Annotated in this window: 16 protein-coding genes and 1 pseudogene; 8 read left to right on the top strand and 9 right to left on the bottom strand. The window is 68.5% G+C overall.

The window, feature by feature from the left end:
• Nucleotides 1-43 precede the first annotated feature (43 nt).
• Nucleotides 44-697 carry a hypothetical protein gene (locus AC5L3Z_RS12695; protein ID WP_494841742.1) on the top strand — a complete coding sequence of 218 codons (654 nt, stop codon included), beginning with the start codon at nt 44-46 and terminating at the stop codon, nt 695-697.
• Complete coding sequence (locus tag AC5L3Z_RS12690) at nt 694-1,131, top strand: hypothetical protein (RefSeq protein ID WP_494841741.1); 438 nt, start codon at nt 694-696, stop codon at nt 1,129-1,131. Before AC5L3Z_RS12695 ends, AC5L3Z_RS12690 begins: the two co-directional genes overlap by 4 nt.
• Nucleotides 1,132-1,161: 30 nt before the next feature.
• On the opposite strand, the gene AC5L3Z_RS12685 is transcribed toward AC5L3Z_RS12690, so the two are convergent.
• From AC5L3Z_RS12685 to AC5L3Z_RS12675, 3 genes are read right to left on the bottom strand one after another with little or no spacing between them, the layout of a single operon-like run.
• The gene (locus AC5L3Z_RS12685) at nt 1,162-1,566 is read right to left on the bottom strand and encodes a hypothetical protein (protein WP_494841740.1); all 405 of its coding nucleotides are present in this window, start codon (nt 1,564-1,566) and stop codon (nt 1,162-1,164) included.
• The gene (locus AC5L3Z_RS12680; protein WP_494841739.1) at nt 1,563-1,823 is read right to left on the bottom strand and encodes a hypothetical protein; all 261 of its coding nucleotides are present in this window, start codon (nt 1,821-1,823) and stop codon (nt 1,563-1,565) included. Before AC5L3Z_RS12680 ends, AC5L3Z_RS12685 begins: the two co-directional genes overlap by 4 nt.
• Nucleotides 1,824-1,834: 11 nt before the next feature.
• Nucleotides 1,835-2,542 (bottom strand): hypothetical protein, encoded by a 708-nt coding sequence (locus tag AC5L3Z_RS12675; protein WP_494841738.1) that lies wholly within the window; start codon nt 2,540-2,542, stop codon nt 1,835-1,837.
• A gap of 268 nt (nt 2,543-2,810) precedes the next feature.
• On the opposite strand from AC5L3Z_RS12675, the gene AC5L3Z_RS12670 reads away from it, so the two are divergent.
• A complete protein-coding gene (locus tag AC5L3Z_RS12670) occupies nt 2,811-3,131 on the top strand; it encodes a GYD domain-containing protein (RefSeq protein ID WP_494841737.1) in 321 nt (106 codons plus the stop codon).
• A gap of 60 nt (nt 3,132-3,191) precedes the next feature.
• Nucleotides 3,192-3,539 carry a VOC family protein gene (locus AC5L3Z_RS12665; protein WP_494841736.1) on the top strand — a complete coding sequence of 116 codons (348 nt, stop codon included), beginning with the start codon at nt 3,192-3,194 and terminating at the stop codon, nt 3,537-3,539.
• 167 nt (nt 3,540-3,706) lie between these two features.
• On the opposite strand, the gene AC5L3Z_RS12660 is transcribed toward AC5L3Z_RS12665, so the two are convergent.
• Nucleotides 3,707-4,093 carry a GIY-YIG nuclease family protein gene (locus tag AC5L3Z_RS12660; protein WP_494841735.1) on the bottom strand — a complete coding sequence of 129 codons (387 nt, stop codon included), beginning with the start codon at nt 4,091-4,093 and terminating at the stop codon, nt 3,707-3,709.
• Nucleotides 4,094-4,185: 92 nt separating this feature from the next.
• Nucleotides 4,186-4,434: pseudogene (locus AC5L3Z_RS12655) on the bottom strand (helicase); the annotation flags it as partial.
• Nucleotides 4,435-4,669: 235 nt separating this feature from the next.
• Here AC5L3Z_RS12655 and AC5L3Z_RS12650 point away from each other — a divergent pair.
• On the top strand, nt 4,670-6,967 hold the full coding sequence (locus AC5L3Z_RS12650; protein WP_494841734.1) for a HelD family protein: 2,298 nt from the start codon (nt 4,670-4,672) through the stop codon (nt 6,965-6,967).
• A 185-nt stretch (nt 6,968-7,152) separates the two neighbouring features.
• On the opposite strand, the gene AC5L3Z_RS12645 is transcribed toward AC5L3Z_RS12650, so the two are convergent.
• Both AC5L3Z_RS12645 and AC5L3Z_RS12640 read right to left on the bottom strand, forming a co-directional pair.
• Nucleotides 7,153-7,752: an HNH endonuclease gene (locus AC5L3Z_RS12645; protein ID WP_494841733.1), complete on the bottom strand. Its 600-nt coding sequence runs from the start codon at nt 7,750-7,752 to the stop codon at nt 7,153-7,155.
• Between the two features lie 290 nt (nt 7,753-8,042).
• Nucleotides 8,043-8,342 carry a hypothetical protein gene (locus AC5L3Z_RS12640; protein ID WP_494841732.1) on the bottom strand — a complete coding sequence of 100 codons (300 nt, stop codon included), beginning with the start codon at nt 8,340-8,342 and terminating at the stop codon, nt 8,043-8,045.
• 239 nt (nt 8,343-8,581) lie between these two features.
• On the opposite strand from AC5L3Z_RS12640, the gene AC5L3Z_RS12635 reads away from it, so the two are divergent.
• The 3 genes from AC5L3Z_RS12635 to AC5L3Z_RS12625 are packed head-to-tail and all read left to right on the top strand — an operon-like array spanning nt 8,582 to nt 11,348.
• Nucleotides 8,582-9,550 (top strand): DUF4268 domain-containing protein, encoded by a 969-nt coding sequence (locus tag AC5L3Z_RS12635; protein WP_494841731.1) that lies wholly within the window; start codon nt 8,582-8,584, stop codon nt 9,548-9,550.
• Nucleotides 9,551-9,568: 18 nt separating this feature from the next.
• Entirely contained in the window at nt 9,569-10,618 is a 1,050-nt protein-coding gene (locus AC5L3Z_RS12630) for a hypothetical protein (protein ID WP_494841730.1), read from the top strand.
• 40 nt (nt 10,619-10,658) lie between these two features.
• Nucleotides 10,659-11,348 (top strand): DUF6308 family protein, encoded by a 690-nt coding sequence (locus tag AC5L3Z_RS12625; RefSeq protein WP_494841729.1) that lies wholly within the window; start codon nt 10,659-10,661, stop codon nt 11,346-11,348.
• Nucleotides 11,349-11,358: 10 nt separating this feature from the next.
• Here the strand turns inward: AC5L3Z_RS12625 and AC5L3Z_RS12620 are convergent, their stop codons facing one another.
• Complete coding sequence (locus AC5L3Z_RS12620; protein ID WP_494841728.1) at nt 11,359-14,478, bottom strand: sacsin N-terminal ATP-binding-like domain-containing protein; 3,120 nt, start codon at nt 14,476-14,478, stop codon at nt 11,359-11,361.
• Complete coding sequence (locus tag AC5L3Z_RS12615; RefSeq protein WP_494841727.1) at nt 14,468-17,536, bottom strand: SNF2-related protein; 3,069 nt, start codon at nt 17,534-17,536, stop codon at nt 14,468-14,470. The genes AC5L3Z_RS12620 and AC5L3Z_RS12615 overlap by 11 nt, the downstream gene beginning before the upstream one ends.
• Between the last annotated feature and the right edge of the window lie 32 nt (nt 17,537-17,568).

Raw genomic sequence — 17,568 nt, 5'->3', positions numbered from 1 at the left:
GACGGGGTGGCGGGGCCCGGGGGCGCCGGCCAGAATGATCTTCGTGTCGTATCAGTGGGACGGGATCACGAAGAGCAGCTCCGTGTCGGGCTGGGTGATCGAGCGGCGCACCGCCCTCGCCGACCGGGCCCGGGCGTACGACTGGCCCGGGCTTTTCGAACTGCTCGGCCGGGACACCAACGTGAACTGGATCAACGCCGCCCGCCTCGACGGCCGCTCCTGGTACGCCCCGCTGCACCAGGCCGCCCACGCCGGCGCGCCGGTCGAGGTGGCGCGGCGCCTGGTCGAGCTGGGCGCCTGGCGGGCCCTGCGTACCGCCGACGGCGAACGGCCGCTGGACATCGCGCTCCGGCTGGGCCACGACCACCTGCGCGAGGTCCTGACACCGCCCCGCCTGATCGACGTGCCCGACTGGGAACTCGAGATGATCCAGGAGCTCTTCCACGGCCTGATCCGCTCCCGGGCCGGCCGCCTCGTCGACCGGGAGGCGTTGCGCCTGCCCGAGCTGGAGGTGCTGCTGGAGACACCGGGCCACGGCACGGTCTTCATCATCCCCGGCTTCTACGGCGGCTTCCACTTCACCCTGCACGCCGGCGACGGCCCGACCCGCCTGACGACGAAGATCTGGCAACGGATGGGCGGCGGCGACGGCGACCGGCACGAGATCACCCGCGACGAGATCAAGGCGCTGGGATGACCCTCTCCCACGTGGAACTCGCCTCGGGTCGCCTGGTGCGACTGCGCGAGGTGCGCATGCGGTCGATGTACGGCAACCTGCTCGAGGGCTACCCGTGCAAGCGGCTCAACGACATGGTTCTCGCCGGGGTCGACACCATGGCGCGCAGGACGTGGCCGAGCTTGCCGGTCCAGGTGATCGAACCGGTGCGCACCCGGCCCGACGGTGACTCGACGGAGGGGCTGCCGTTCGGCCCGGTGGAGAAGCTGCCCGGCGTGATCATGGCCGGGTGGTTCACCTCGGAGCCGATCGATCCGGCCCTCGACGCCGTCCTGTGCCACTCCCGCCTGGCGGTGGTCTGGTTCCAGGACGACGCGGTGCTGCCCACCGGCCAGGCGGCCGGTGCCCTCCGTGAGGTCGACTGGGACGCGTACGCGCTGGACGAGGAACGCTGACGACGCGGCCGCCGGCGGCGGTGGTCGGCTTCAGCGCGAATCGGTGACCACGTGCGAGCAGGCCGGGCAGGCCGCCGGTCCCTGCTCTGCGAACCACCGGCAGGTACGCCGGATCGCGCACTTCGGCAGCTCCGCCTCGGTGGGGCCGACCGTCTCCCGGTAGGAGGCGACGACGCGTTCGCCGAGGCCGCAGTGCTCCCCGGTCCAGAAGCCGCAGGACGAGGTGACGCAGGGCCCGGCGAGCCGGAAGCGGGCCTCCACCGGGGTGTCCGCGGCGACGGGGGCGGCGAGCGCGACCTCGGCGGGCACCTGCGGGGTGACGTAGGCGACCCGACCCGCCGGAGTGATCATGCCGAGGAAGACCGTGGCGTTGGCCGCGGGCGTACTCGGGCACATCCGCTCCGGCGGGTCCGGCCGACGGACCGGCTGGGTCACCGGGGCATCCAGAAACCGATGTCGTTGAACTTGTGGCCCAACTCCTCGGCGAACGGGCCGTCGAGGACCCACAGGCCGTACCACTCGGGGCGGAGCTTCAGGTTGGCGTGCCCGACGGTGACCGGGCTGGCGAGCTTGGCGCCGGCGGTGGACAGGGCGGCCAGCCCCGCCTTCTGGATCTCCCCGGCGATGAGGCTCTGCTGCTCGGCGGTCAGGTCGACGCCGTCGACCACGAACCGGAACTCGTTGCGGGACATGTGCTCTCCGATCACTCGTACGACTCGGTGCCCAGCCCGCGCCGCAGGCTGGTCCTGGTGAAGGTGGCCCAGCCGGCCCGCGAGGTGACATCCGTCCGCTGCCCGACGCGGGCCAGCGCGCGGTTGGCGTACCCCTGCCAGCCGGCCGTGGTGGCCGCGCGGTCGCCCCAGAGCTCGCGACAGGCGGCGACCGCGAAGGCCACCTGCTCGGTGGAGCCGGTGAAGCCCGCGGCGCCGTGGGTGACCCGGACCGCGCCGCCGGGCAGCGGCCGGACGCCCGGGAAGTGGTGGTGCAGGCTGGCGAGGGTGGCCCGGTGGGTGGCGTCGCGCAGGCCGGCGGCGAACCCGTCGCGCAGTTCGTCGACGCGGCGGTACCGGATGGCGTGCAGGGTCAGCGCGCCCCCGCCCGGGTCGACCTCGGCGACCAGCTCGGCGGGTGGCCCCCAGTCACGGGGTGAGTTGGCCGACCAGAAGGCCAGCCAGGCGGCCAGCCCTTCGTGAAAGTCGACCTGGAAGCGGGCCGCCGCGAGGCTCCCGCCCGGGATACGGAGCAGCGCGCTGGCGATCCGGTCCCGGGAGACGAGCGGCGCGGTGGCGCGGGGCGGTCCGGCGGTGGCGGCGGCCTGCGCGCCGGTCACGCCGGCGAGGGTGACCGCCGAGGCCGCCGCGGTGCCGACCAGCAGTCGACGGCGGCTGAGCGGGTGTCCGTTGTGGTTCATCGTCCGCCTTCCCCTACGGGCTGTTGTGGCGGACTCTATCGACCGGAATGGATCACCTGAACGGCTCTGCTATCGGGAGGCGGACATGAATGTCGGTGATCTACGGCGGCGTGAACAGGTATTCCTGTGCATGCTCGCCCTGACCTTTACTGATCGTGTCGAGCGGCGGATGACTAGCCGCCCTCGTGGCGGGTACGCGCGGCCGGTGGGTGGCCGCGGCGAGCGCGCCGCCTGAACCTGTTCCACGAAAGCGGAGGTTGGTGTCGACATGCCCAGATTCCTGCTGAGGTCGACCTACACCGTCGACGGGCTCAAGGGGTTGGCCAAGGACGGCGGGACCAAGCGCGCCGAGGTCGTCCGGAAGACGATCGAGGCGAGCGGCGGGCGGATGGAGTCGATGCACTTCTCGTTCGACGAGGACGACACCTACGTGTTGTGTGAACTGCCGGACCACAAGACCGCTGCCGCACTGGCCATCGCCATTCGGGCGGCGGGCGGGTTGAGGGTGCGGATGACACCGGTGCTGACGGCCGAGGAGGTCGACGAGGCGACCCGGGTGAAGGCGCCCTACCAGCCCCCGGGCGCCTGATCGGCTCGTCCACTGCGTGCCGGCTCGCCGGCCCGGTTGCCGACGCTGACAATCCGACCCATGCCGGTCACTCGCGTGGTACCCGACCTGAAATTCCGTTCGCTGCCGGAGGCCGTGGCGTTCTACACGGAGGTGACCGGTCTGCAGGTCGTGATGGACCATGGCTGGATCGTGACGCTCGCCGACCCGGGCAGGCCGGAGGTGCAGCTGAGCCTCAGGACCCACGACGCGACGGCCCCGGTCGTACCGGTGGCCTCCATCGAGGTCGAGGACGTGGACGCCGCGTACGCCGCGGCCCGTGGGTCCGGCGCCGAGATCGTGTACGAGCTGACCGACGAGCCGTGGGGCGTACGACGGTTCTTCGTCCGCGACCCGGACGGGCACGTCGTGAATGTCCCGTCCCACTGACCAGCCGGTCCCTCACCCGGCGGGAGATGGTCGCGGCCGCTTTCGAGCTGATGACGTCAACGACTCAGGCGGTGAAGTTGCGTCACCTCGAGCGGGTTGCCGGGCAACGGCATCCCGGGTCAACGGATGCCGACCGGCGCGCAGGGCGGTCCGGCATCCGCGTCCGATCAGCGGGGCCGGGGCACCTGCCGGTTGAAGCGTGGCGTGAGGGCGAGCACCAGGGCCTCCTTCTCGGCCTCCGGATTCTCGGTCTCCTTCCAGCGGACGACGCAGCGGCTCAGCCAGTGGGCGACGTCGCTGGCCGTCGCCACCGGCCCCGTACGGTCGAGTTCCTGGCCGATCTGGTCGTGCAGCACCGACGAGCCGCGGTTGCCGGTCAGGTGCTGGCGCAGCCGGTCCCGCAGGTTCCCGGTGCGCCCGACGTAGATGACGGTGTCGCCCGCGAGGACCACGTGGACGCCGGCCGCGCGGGGCGCGCTCTCCGCTGTGTCCATCGTGTACGGCAGTGCGGGTGTGAAGCCGGCGAGCAGGTCGCCGTAGGCGGTCTCGGTCATCCCCGGACGGTATCGAGGAAGCGGCTGTCCGGCATCCCCGCCGGTCATCACCGACTGCGGCACCTGGCCCGCCAAGGCGGGCTCGACGGTGACTACGACGCGCCGAGGTGCGCGAGCATCGTCTGGTTCGCCACCCAGCCGTCCGGGAACTTGACCGGCACGTCGAGGTGCACCGACTCGGTCGACGGGTGCGCGTCCAGCAGCTCACCGATGCCCGCTCGCGCCACCACGATGCAGGCGTGCCGGTGTCGGGACGTCAGCACGCAGAGCCGCCCCGACTCCAGGTGGAACGTCGTCGCGTCCCGTCGCCCGGAGAGCGGGTGGAGCACGATCGTCAGGTCGCGGCCAACTCCACCGCCGCGTCTAGGTCGTTGCCCGGGTGGCACCCGGTGCGGCGATGGAGCCGTCAGCCTGCGGTAGTCCGAAGGTTCACCTCCGACAAGCGATTGGCCGAGCGACACCGGCTGTAACGCCCCATATCGTCAGGACGCCTTGCAGTACAGCCGGAACGGCGCCAGGCCGGCCGTCCCGATGCTGGCAGGTACCGCATCGACGATTGGCCACGGGGGGATCGACATGGACGTGCTCTCGGAGGAGCTCCGTCGCGAGCAGAAATACTTCGATGCGGCATGGGATCACCGGGAGCGGATGCGTAGTGCCCTGAGCCTTGCGCCGGGAGCCGCCGCCAACAGCGGCGCTGCCACCCGCATCAAGCAGGACACCCAGGCCCGGCTGGATCGCATCGGTGGGTCGGATGAGCCAGTCGCCTTCGGCCGGATGGACGACGAGGGCGGCGAGCGCTTTTACATCGGCCACCATGCGATCTTCGACGACGATGCCGAGCTCCTCGTCATGAACTGGCAGGCGCCGGCGGCGGCCCGCTACTACGAGGCCAGTCACGCCGATCCCAGAAGCCTGCGCCTTAAGCGCACCTACGACTGCTCCATGAACCGGATCATCTCGTTCAGCGACACGGTCTTCGCTCAGCTCGCCGAGGCGGTCGAGGAGCTGGAGGCGTACGAGGAGATCAGCGACGCGCTGCTGAGCGACCTGGAAAGCAACCGCACCGGCACGATGCAGGACATCGTGCGAACGATCCAGGCCTCGCAGTTCGACCTGATCCGCGCTGATGCCGATCAGCTGACGATCATCCAGGGCGGCCCCGGAACCGGCAAGACGGCCATCGCCCTGCATCGAATCTCCTGGTTGTTGTTCAACAGCCTTGGGCACCTGACCGCGGACGACATCCTGATGGTCGGGCCCAGCCCGACCTTCACCCGCTACACGCGGCTGGTGCTGCCGAGCCTCGGCGAAACCAGCGTCACCCAGGTTGACGTGCATCAGCTGCACCCGCCGGTGAAGCGGGGCCGCCAGGATGATCCGGCCGTCGTCAAGCTCAAGGGCGACGGGCGGATGGCCGGGCTGGTCCGGCGGGCACTCTACGGCCGGGTGGGCCCGGCAGAGGGCCAGCAGTGGGTCGAGGTGCAGATCGGGAATCGCACGTTGCGCCTCCCCGGAGAGGAGCTCAAGCCACTGGTCACCCGGTCTCGCGCGAGCGCCGGCACCTACTCCGAACGGCGGCAGCTGTTCCGGGATCTGTTGACCCAGCTTGTTAGCTCCCGGGTGCGGATGGATCGCAGCCGTCTGCGCCTCGCACTCGACCCGGTGATGGACCGGCTCTGGCCGTCCTACACGCCCGCGTCGTTCCTACGCGAACTCTACGGCTCCCGGGACCGGCTCATCACCGCTGCCGGGGACGAGTTCACCGCACGAGAGGTGTCCGTACTGCACCGGCGGCCGGCCGAACGGCTCTCGGACGAGACCTGGAGCGACGCCGACCTCGCAGTGCTCGACGAACTCGACCACTTGATCAACGGCGTCAAGGCCGCTTACCTGCACGTCGTGGTGGACGAGGCGCAGGACCTCTCTCCCATGCAACTCCGCGCGATTGCCCGCCGGTCCCGCAACGGCTCGATGACCGTGGTCGGGGACATCGCGCAGTCGACCGGGCACTGGGCGCGCGACGACTGGGAAGACCTGCTGGACCACCTGCCGGCGGAGCTGCCCCACGTGCTGGAAGAGCTGCACTACGGCTACCGGGTCCCCCGGCAGGTCTTCGACCTCGCGGCCAAGCTCCTGCCGATCGCCGCGCCGGACGTCGAAGCACCCCAGGTCGTCCGGGAGGGGCCGGCGGATCCGGCCATCCACCGGGTGGAGGACGAGGATGAGCGGGCGTCGACGGCGGTGCGGGTGGCCATGGACCACGCCTCGCATGGTCGGTCCGTGGCCATCATCTGCCCGGAGTCCGGCCGGGCGGACATCGAGCGGCAGCTGACCGTCAGGGATGTCGTCTGGCGGGCGGCCTCCGCCGGCGACCTGGGCCCGGGTGTGAACGTCGTCAGCCCGCAGGAATCCAAGGGGCTTGAGTTCGACGCGATCGTGGTCGTGGAGCCGGACGACATCATCGCCGAGGACGAGCGGGGTCACCGGCTGCTCTATGTCGCCCTCACCCGGACGACGAGATACCTCGACATCGTCTGCGTCCACCTGCCGGCAGAGCTGAGCGACGGTTCCAACGACACCGCACCGGAACCCGCCTCGGACGAGGCCGCACCGGAAGGTCGCACCTCCGCAGACGTGCCCGTCACTGTCAACGAGCCTCAGAGCCGACGACTTCCGGACCAGTCGGTCGCCACCCTCACCGGGCGGAACATGGCCAGCAACGCACAGCTGTCACCGCGTCCGGTCTCGCGCCGCTTCGTCGATCTCGGGGCGGAGGAGGTCGTGGCGCTGCTCAGGGAGACGGTCGCACCGAGCCTCTGGCAGGCGGTGCTCAGCCGGGCCGGCGAGCTACTCGATCAGGAGCAGGGCTGACGTCCGCTGGTTCTCATGGGGATACCCGCCTTATTGCATCGCTCCGGTGGCGGGCCAACGCTTCCTTGTCCGGTCGGTCGTCGGTGGGCGGAAGCGAAAGCCGCTGACCGTCGAGGTTGGCGTAGTGATCGAGCCCGGCCGCCACCCGCACCCGGTAGGACCCGTCGATCCAGAGATAGCCTCGGTCAGAGATTGTGCAGGTCGGCGCGGAGCAGTAGACCGTTGGTGACTCGGTTGGTGGCGGGTCCGTCGTACGGGGAGATGTGAGCCGCCTGGAGCACAGCCTCCACGTCGCAGCCGGTGATGGCGCACCGCCCGTCGTACGCCGCAAGGAGTCGCCGACGGAAGTCGGCCTGGCCCTGCCGGGCGGTGACCTCCGCAAGTCGGCGCCGCCGACCCTCAGGTAAGCCCTCCGGCTCGGGGGCTCGGCGGTCTGTCAGAATCTTCGCCAGGTTGTCGGACTCCCCCGGCTTCATCGCCCGCACCCGCTGTACCCCGACCTGCAGCACGTCGGACGCAGCGACGACGGTCGACAGCAAAGAGCGGGTAAGTCGAAGGTCCCACCGAATCTCCAACGCCCAGCAGACGCTGCCTTCGTCGACACGTTGGATCGGGTTCGACCAGGCGACACCGGCGGCGACGAGACGTTGGTGGGGTGCCGTGGCGTAGACCCAGATCCGGTCGCCAGCTCTGATCTGGTGGAAGCAGGAGGACAGGTGCCACTCGGCGACGTCGCCCTCGCGGATGCCACGGAAGGTCTCTAGGACTCCCGGATCATCCCCCATGCCTCACTCCGCTCGTTCGCCGGGTAGATCCACTCGGCGGGGCGAGAGGCACGGCTCAGCACGTGGTCGACCAGCGAATAACTGTGGCCGGCACCATGCATCGTCCGCACGGCGAGCAGTGGCGCAACAAGGTCACGCACCGCAGCGGCGAAGCGCTCGTCCGCGAGGGCGGCGATCAGCTCGTCGTGCCGGCCGTTGACCCGAACCTGGTCCGGTCCCGGATCCTCGTAGTCGCAATCCTCAAGGGTCAGCCCAGGGAACGCCTTCTCGAAGGCCCGACGCTTGGGCCATTACCGATCCAACACCGACTGCCGGACGATCACGAAGCCCTCGGCTATCCCGTCATCCGCCGGCCCGGTGGGCTCATGCAAGACAAAGGTCTCCATCCTCTTCATGGAGACCGCCGAGAGCCGACGCGGGTTCGATGTCGTGTTCGGTAGGCAGGAAAGCGTCCAGTACTCCCGTTCCGTGGCGGACGCGTCGGGAACGGCCACCTTCAGGTAAGCCCGGTTCGCAGCCACCACCGCGAAGTAGTACGGGCCGGCCATCAATCTTTCGAACTGGCCCTTGCCACCGTGCTCGTCAGGCATCTCACCGACTCCTCATCCGACCCGAGCCTCGACGGCTCACGACCACGGCGTGGCCGAGAATGCGTGATGGTAGTGAAGCTTCGGACCCGACACCGCCCCGTCAGGTCCGGCTCGCGAGGATCGGTCCAATCATCTGACCAGCGTCGGCCGGGGTAGGCAGTGCTGACCGACCGGCCGGCCCGGGAGCAGCCCCGGCTGGGGGCAGCGTCCGCCTGCCGGAGCCCGATACGGTCTGCGGCATGACGACAGTCGACGGGGCAGAAGGTCTACCGATGCTGGGCAAGCTCGACAGCGTCAACGTCCGCGAGGTCTGGAAGCACGAGGCGCACACCTTCACGCCGTGGCTGCTCGCCAACGCCGAGGTGCTCTGTGAAGTGCTGGGCATGGAGCTGGCACTCTCGGCCGCGGAGCACCCGGTGGGCGGCTTCTCGCTGGACCTCATCGGCACCGACGAGGCGACCAACGAGACGGTGATCATCGAGAACCAGTTGGAGAGAACGGACCACAACCATCTGGGCCAACTGCTCACCTACGCGGGCGGGACCGACCCGGTGAACGTGGTGTGGATCGCGACCAGTTTCCGGGAGGAGCATCGCGCCGCTCTGGACTGGCTGAACACCAGGACCGACGAGAACACCCGCTTCTTCGGCATCGAGATCAGCGCCGTACGGATCGGCCAGTCCGTTCCCGCACCGCTCATGCGCCTGGTCGTGCAGCCCAACGACTGGGGCAAGAAGGTAAAGGCGAGCACCCACGACGCCGCAGCGAGCGGCCGCAACCAGGCCTACCAGTCGTTCTGGACGATGTTTCTGGCGGCCATCCAGCAGCGCCAGCTCCAATGGACGACCTCAACCAAGGGGTACGCGCAGAACTGGTACTCGTTGCCGAGCGGCATGAGCTGGGTGTCCTACGCCTGCACGTTCAGTCGCTCCGGCTTGTCCAGCGAGATCTTCTTCCAGCACCCCGACCCGGCCGTCAACGACGCTCGCTTTGCGGCGGCACAATCGAAGCTCGAACCGGCCTACCCGGCGCCTCTGTCTTTTGAACCACTGACCGGCAGGAAGGGGTGCCGCATCGCCGAATACCGAGAAGGCGACATCGTGAACACCGACGAGTGGGACGACTACGTCGAGTGGTTCATCGCCGCACAGTCCCGCCTCCGCCAGACGGTGGCCGCCGCTGGTGGCCTATCCTCCCTCATTTCCTAGCCACGCCAAGGAAGACGCATGCCGCTGTACGAGATCCATGGGGACCGGCTACGCCGGCATGACGCCGCACGGTTCGCCGCCCTCGGCATTTACGAGCGCAACGATCTGCAGCGGCTTCTCCGCGACGACATCGCCGTGCTCAGCCCGGATCTGCTCGTCATCGCCGAGGAGTTCGGCAACTGGGAGGACTCCCGGCGCCGCATCGACCTGCTCGCCGTGGACAAAGCCGGTCACCTGGTGGTCATCGAGCTCAAGCGCACCGACGACGGCGGTCACATGGAGCTTCAGGCACTGCGGTACGCCGCGATGGTGTCCGCGATGAGCTTCGACGAGGTCGTCGCCGCCTTCGAGGTGCACCTATCGAAGGTGCGACCGGATGCGGATGTCGACGCGCGGACCGAACTCAGCAGCTGGTTGGACCTGAGCGACAGCGACGACGCGCCGATCATCTCCTCCGACGTGCGGATCCTGCTTGTCTCGGCGGACTTCGGCCGGGAACTCACTACCGCGGTGCTGTGGCTGAACCGCTTCGAAGGCATGGACGTGCGCTGTGTCCGGCTGATTCCCTACGAGATCGACGGGCGGGTCCTGCTGGACATCCAGCAGGTCATCCCGCTCCCCGAGGCGGCCGATTATCAGATCCGGGTGGGCCGGAAGGTCACCGAACAGGAGCGGCGCAGCACCGACGGCCGGGAGTGGACGCGCTACCACATCATCGTCAACGGCCAGCTACTGCCGGACGAGAACAAGCGCCGCACGGTGCGGCTGATGATCGAGAAGCTGGTCGAATGCGGGGTGACTGCCGCGGCCATCGGGAAGGTGCTCACACCAGGGCGCTTCCGGCCTCTCGAGGGAGAGCACCACAGCGACGAGGAGGTCCAGGCCGCGTTGGCTGAGCAGTACCCCGGGGTGGAGGTCAGCCGCTGGTTCACCGCTCAGGCGCTGGTCGAGGACGGCACGACCTGGGTGGTGCGCAAAATGTGGGGACGCAACACCGAGCCAACCCTCTCTGCCCTGCGGGACGCATTCCCCGCAGCCGGAGTCAGTTTCCAGCGAGCAAACCCTTGATCCGGCTGCGGACAAGGGTGCAGGCAGGAGGAAGCGTCAGATGACGTCCGAAGTTCCCCCAATCGAGGTCGCCGGTCGGATCATCAAAGATCCCCTGACACCCTTCGTCGTTTACTGTCAGCGAAACGGCGGCACCATCCGCAACTACGACTGGCTTGCCGGCTCGAGCCCGGTTCTGACGCCCCAGCTCATCAAGGCGACCAGGCGGATGGGCAGCAGGATCAGCCGCAAGCAGGAGCTACACATGCTTGGATTGAGCGAGACCGCCCCATGGCAGGCCGTCGCCGGCGAGGCCCGCCTGGGAGACGCCGACCCAGTGCAGATTGACGGTCTCTATGCAAGCGCTCTGGAGCTCTACCACCACTTCTATGACGCTCGCATAACTGGGATCGCCGTTGCCAAGGTGAGCAAGTCGCTGTACCTCATGCGCCCAGCGTTGTTCCCCATCCTCGACAGCCGCCTGCTTAGCCTGTACCGACAGTCAGCAAAGCAGGCCGCGCGGGACCTCGGGTGGCTGCAGGGGCGTCAGGCTGCACCACGGCGTGCCTACTGGGCGGCATACCGACGGGACGTGGTTCGCGCCCGGGACGGACTCGCGATCCTTCGTGAGGTCGCTGGCCGACACCAGGATCGGCTTGTCGTCGAGGCAGCAAGCCGGCTCACCGACGTGCGAATCATCGATATTCTTGCGTGGTCTTTAGACCAGCCTTGGATGCCGCAGGAACCCTGACGATTGCCTGCTACCCCCGCAGTGCGACGTCATCGGTCCTGATCATCTCCTGCAGGTCAAGCAGGTGCTTCTCGGTATAGCCAATCGTCACCGGCTCGCCGCAGAGTTCGATCCGCAGGCTGCTGCCGAGCCCGCCCTCCACACTTGTCTTCCAATGCTGGATCTGCGACCGAAGTTCCTCGGATCGGACCTCGCCGTAAAGGATTTTACTGGCGCAAGTCGGGCAGAGGCACAGGGTGTTCCCTGGGCGACCAATCCAAGCGGCAGCCGTGTGCGAAACAAGATGAATAACTTCGAAGTAGGGTGTCCTGTCCCGCTTCGGGAAAGTTGCGGTGCAGACCTGACAGCGGCCGCCGTACTGTTCGAGCAGGAACTGGCGGACGGCGGGATCCTTTCCGTCCCAGACCTTGCGCCCGATGACGCGGAACCGGTCCTGCGGCGCGGGCTCGTCCGCCAAGCCTTCGCGGATGTCGTCCCGGGTCCGCTGCCGACGGACCGCAGGGGCTCCCACTCGGTCGCCCGCGGCCAGCCGGCCATCCTCCGACTCGCCGTGCGCCGCGGGCTTGTCGAACGCATCTTCCAGAGCGGCGGCGTACGCCTCGGGACTGAGACCGGCACCGGCCGTCGTCTCGCCGCCGTCCTGCTCCTTGTGCTCGCGGCGTTGACGCAACTGGTTCAGTTCGGCGATGACATCCGGGTTGTCGGCCACGAAGCGCAGTGTCTCCACCGGAACGTTGAGTTCCGCGCTCACCTGCACAATGGCGGAGGAGACCATGCCGAGTGCGTCAGCAAGTGCCTGGCTGGGCTCGAAGCCGTCAGGTAGGTCGTCCAGCGAAAGCTTGGCAGGCTCCACGAACTCGCCCGCCTCGGTCGGAAGCCACGCGTGAGAGATTGCGAGCTCCAGGGCCTTGGACATCTTCTCAACGGACTTGCTGTTCGAGTAGTCCTGCCGGCCTGCGGACTCCACGACTCCTCGCAGCCGGCTCGCGTACGGCAGCAGCAGCCGATTCCACACGTACGCCGCTCGCCGGCGATCGGGATGAGTCACGGCAGCTTCCAGGCCGGCGAAGCGAAGGTTCGGGTCGAACCCGTGCAGCCCGCGGCTGTGGTCGCCCCAGTCGGCGCGAAGGATGACGTGCCCGAGTGGGTTCGGCGGCGACGACAGCACCCGGACCGCCTGCGCCACCCCGAGAATGCTCAGCTCCTGTTGGTAAGGCCGATAGCGCTCGTGCAAAAGCCAGCCGTGCGGGCTTGGCAGGAAGTAGTGCTCCAGGTCCTCCTCGGACCAGTAGGCGACGGAGGGAGACCGAAACGAGAGAGCCGAACCCCCAGCTGGACGGCACTGCAGGAACGGCGTGTTGCGTAGCACCTCGACCAAGGTGTCCCTGCGTCTTCTCGTCGCAGCCTGCATCGCGCGGAAGATCTTCACGAGATCGTCATCGTGCTGCTCGTCGGCAATGGCACTGGACGGATTGTTGTACGTCGGCACGACGAATTCGAGAACCTCGTCGACGGCGTCGGGCTCGGACAGGCCCAGTTCTTCGAGGAAGGCCCGCGCCTCTGGACTGGCAGCGACCTCAGCCCGCACCGTCGGAAAGCTCGACGACACGGGTCCGGGCAGGTACGCCTGCGGACGTCCGTCTGCACCGAATGGCACCACATGGCGGCCGTCGTTCAGCCGGATCAGCGGTAGCTCCCGCGCGGGTCCCGGCCGGTTCCAGGGCGGCCGCGGCCTACGCCACAGTGCGGGGCTCTGGGCGAGGAACCGGTACAGCTGAACGAGCCACGCGTCCTGAGCTGACTCCAGAAACGTCCTGTCGAGTTGGTCGACGAGCCACTCGGCGTCGAACTCGTCGATGTCCACGACGTCGTGCAGGTAGTCCCACAGGTCGCGATTCCGTTCCCGGGTGAGCCGGGCCGGTTGCCATTGCAGCGGCTCGCCCGTCCCCTCCAGGGCACCGAGCTGCTCCGGTGTCAACAACTCACGCAGGCCCGCGCTCCGCGCAAGACGCATCCGCGTAGCGGGAGCATGGCCCAACGGCCCGGCGACCGGAAGAAGCGGTCGGGTCCGCACCGCCTCGAGAAGTGCGTCGAACAGCGGTCGCAACAGGGAACCTTCGGGGAAGTCCACCGCCGTGATGGGCAGGACGTCGAACACGTCGATCCCAAGACGCCCCTTACGGCGCAGCTCCTCGAGAGCCTCGATCAGCAGGTGGCCGGCTTCCACGATGACTCGGGCGTTGTCCGGATCCCGCTCCGGGATGTTGTCCCGTGCCGGGGTCGTTCGCAGCGGCGCCTGCAACAGGAACCCCAGGCCGCTCGGCTTGTCGGTGGGGAAGTACACCACCAGCGGCGCGTGGGGGATGCGCTCGACGGGGGCGTCCGGTGCCTCACTCGTCCGCTTGAACGCCATCTCGACCCGCCGGCCCGGGTGGCCGATGCCGTCCAAGCCCCGGCGGAAAACCTCCCAGTACTGGTGGTTGATCACCCGATCGTTCTGGCGGACGACCAGCTCCACGTCTGGCGACAACTCGCCCTGGTCGAGCCGGGAGAACGTGACCGCTCCGCTGGCTCCTTGCACGCTGACCCGCCGCACATGCTGAAGGAACAGCAAGGCCACCGGATCAAACCTCTTCAGACCGGCGCCGATCTCGGTGTACGCGGTCTCGACAGGCACATTGTCGCGGTCGAAGGGAAATTCAAACCGAGTGAGGCCGGCGGGAAGGTCGGGCGGGACGTCTGCGGCCTCGGGGCGCACGTAGTGGCGGATGCGGAAGTGCTCCGAGCCGGAGTGCACCGTGGGTGCGAGGGTGTAGGCGTAGACGGACTTGAAGCCGATGCCAAACTTGCCGATGCTGGTCAGCTCGCTGGTCTTGGTGGAGGCGTCGACCCCGCAGATGCCCCGGACGTCGCGCTCGTTGAACGGGCGGCCGTCGTGCTCGACGACGAGTCGGTCCAGGTGCAGGGTGAACGTGACGTGCGACGCCCGGGCGTCCTCGGCGTTTTGGAGCAGCTCGAGGATGAAGTGGGTGCGGTCGGCGTACAGCCGTTGCAGGAAGTCCAGGTGGCGGGTGCCCTCGCCGTACTCCCGGATGTTGTCCTCGCGGATGCGCGTGTAGTCACTCGGCATGGCTGATCGTCAACACTCCCTCCGCGATCCGATGGCTGACGATGTCCACCCGGCGTCGTTCTTCCAGTTGCTCACGGCGCTGCTCGAACTTCCGAACGGCGCGTGCTCGTTGTGCCGTGAGCATGGTCCGCATTCGAGGCTCCGTCTCGTTGATGAGGCGATCGTCAAGGCGCTGCCGGCTTCGTTGGTGGTGAGCTTCGAGGCTTCCGGTATGGCGGGCCAGCAGCACCTGGTTGAGGGCGTGGGCGTCCCTGGCGGCGTCTCGGCGGCGCTGCTCGGCGTACCTGTCAAGTGCCGCTCCCGCCTCCCGCAGGTCATCGGCGGGCTCGCCCTCCCCGGGCAGCGCGTTGGCGAGCAGCGCGAAGAGGCGACGCTCCACGATCTTGCTGGCCGTCAGTCGGGCCGCGTCCATGACGAACGAGACGGTGCGGAACTCCGGCCGCACGGCGATCGTCTCCCAGGTGTCGCAGGCGAAGACGTAGGGGCCTTCCGGCAGATCCGGATCGACGACCCGAAGCTGCGCACGCAGCTGCTGGTCCTGAGTTGGCGCGAGGGCCACCACCGCGAGGCGAACGAGCGGATGGGTGGCGGTCAGGAAGGTGACCGACCGATCCCGGCTGGCTGCCTCGTCGGAGAAGGTCAGCCGCAGTCCGCTGTCCTTCTCGTTGAGCCAGTGGCGCAGCTGCTGGACGGGCCGGCCGCCGCCGAGCCTCGCCTCGTTTCGACTGATGGCGGCGAGCAATTCTGACCGAGCGGACTGGGGCAGTCGGAGCCGCAGCTCATCCTCGGACAGCCGGTCCAGTTGTCCGGAGAAAGGGGGCCGCGTCAGGTACGCGCGGACCAACTCCTCCAGCTGCTGTTCGGTGACCGCCCGGCCCTCTTCGACGAGGGCGTCGAGGTCCTGGGTGAGGCTGTCGTCCACGCCAAGCAGGTCCTGGCTCGCGTCCTCGACGCCCCGGGTTTCGGCGACCAGGCGGACGGCGTTGTCGGCGAGCTGTCGAGCCCGCTCCTCCATCTGAGCCGGCGTCAGGTCGGGGCTGGTGGCGATGGCCGCCAGGTCCTGCGTCATCTCGCCGAGCACGCCTTCAAGGTCACCGACGGTGTCCCGGAAGAGGTCCAGCCGGTCCCAGCAGCGGTAGAACACCCGCTCCTCGACGGTGTCGGGGGTCACGAAATTGAGGATCAGCACTTTCGGGCTGCGCTGCCCGAACCGGTCGATGCGGCCGATGCGCTGCTCGATCCGCATGGGGTTCCAGGGGATGTCGTAGTTGACGAGCCGATCACAGAACTCGTAGTCGAGGCCCTCGCAGCCGACCTCGCTGGAGAGCAGGACGTCGATGGCCTCCGCATTTTCCCGGTCGAGGCGAAAGCGGTCCCGCAGGCGCTGCCGGTCGGGCTCGGCTACTCGTCCGGTGACGACCCCGACGCGGACGCCGGCCGCCGTCAGGTGCTCGGCGAGGTAGTCAAGGGTGCCGAGGAAGAACGAGAAGACGAGGAGCTTTCCGGGACCGTCGATGGCGCGGGCGTCGCGGACGGCCTGGAGGAGCCGCTCGAGTTTGGGGTCGTCCGGCGGCAGTTGACGGGCCAGCCCCCGTAGGTTCGGGTCCGTCGGGAGGGGAAGCCTCGGCGGAGCTTCGTCCGGTTGGGCCTCGGGGGCGTCGGTCAGATCCGTGATGGCCGGCTCGCCGGCCGCCACGATGCGTCGGGCGAGTGCGGGCAGGCAGCTCGATGCCTGCCGCTCGAGGGTGTCGAGAATCAGGCGGACCACGACCGGGTTGTAGCGGGTGAGCAGTTGGTCGCGGCGGGCTTCCAGCAGGCGGTCGTAGAACTGGCGCTGCACCGGGGTGAACGGCACCGATACGGTGTGGGGCTCACGGATGGTGAACCCTCCGATGTCCCGTCGGCGGGTGCGGTTCACCAGTGGCGCGAGAGTGTTCAGCTCCTCGATTTCGCGCACGCAGCGGACCCGGTCGTCGGTGGTCAAGGTGGTCGCGTCCAGACGCCTGCGCACGTCGTCGTACCGGGGGTCGATCGCGATCGCCTGCCGGCCCCAGGTGGTGTACGCCGCGGTGTCCAGCTCCTTGAGCGCCTCCTTGGCGGCGGCGGGCGCACCGCTGCGCAGTGCCCGTACGGCGGCGTTGAGGTGTCGGTTGGGCTCGACAACCTCGAAGAACGTCTGCCGGTCCGGAAACAGGTCGGGGCGGAGCAGGTTGAGCAGAGTGAACAGGTCCTGGGCCTGCGTCTGTACCGGTGTGGCCGAGAGCAGGACGAGGGCGGTGCTGATCTCGCTGAGGTACTCGGCGAGCTCGTGCGAGTTCGTGCCCGGCGTACGCAGGTGGTGGGCCTCGTCGGCGATGACCAGGTCGAAGGCGGGCGGCGGGTCCAGCTCGCGCAGGCCCTTGTTCTTCTTCCGCTTGGCATCCCCCTTCAGGTATGCCGTGCGGGCGAAGAGCTCATAGTGCACGATTGCCCGTCGGTACTCCTCGGGCCAGGCGCCGTCCAGGTGAGCCTCGTTGAGGCAGTAGCGCAAGGTCGACGAGTCGAGCACCCGGAAGTCCTCGTCGAAGCGGCGCATCTCTTCGCGCCACTTGACCGTGAGCGCCTTGGGGCAGAGGACGAGCACGTGGTCCAGCGGCTGGCGGGCAGCCAACTCCTTCATGATCAAGCCCGCTTCGATGGTCTTGCCGACGCCGACGTCGTCGGCAATGAGCAGCCGCGGCTCGTCGGCGCGGGCGAGGCGCAGGAGCGGCCGGAACTGAAACGGCACGTACTTGATCCGCGCTGCCCGCAGCGAATAGACGTGATCGGTGAGCGGGTGACTGAGCCGGGCGGCCACCAGGCGGGCGCGGAACTCCTCGGGAGACAGGCCGCCGGTCGGCGCCTCCTGTTGCGCCGCTGCGAGCACCAGCTGGTCCTCTGCGTACTCGCGCATGCTTCCCGCTTCGTGGAAGACGCGGTAGCGGCCGAAGCCATCGACGCTCTGCAGAATCTGGATGACCGGCCCGACTCGACTGGGGTCGGCTTGAACGGCAACGATGTCACCGACGTTGAATCCCACGCGCGCCCCTCGAAGTCGCCCCACGCGACCGG

This window comes from Micromonospora sp. LZ37, from assembly GCF_059359015.1.
The sequence above is the reverse complement of the archived record's forward strand: the minus strand, read 5'-3'. Positions and strand labels throughout refer to the sequence as shown.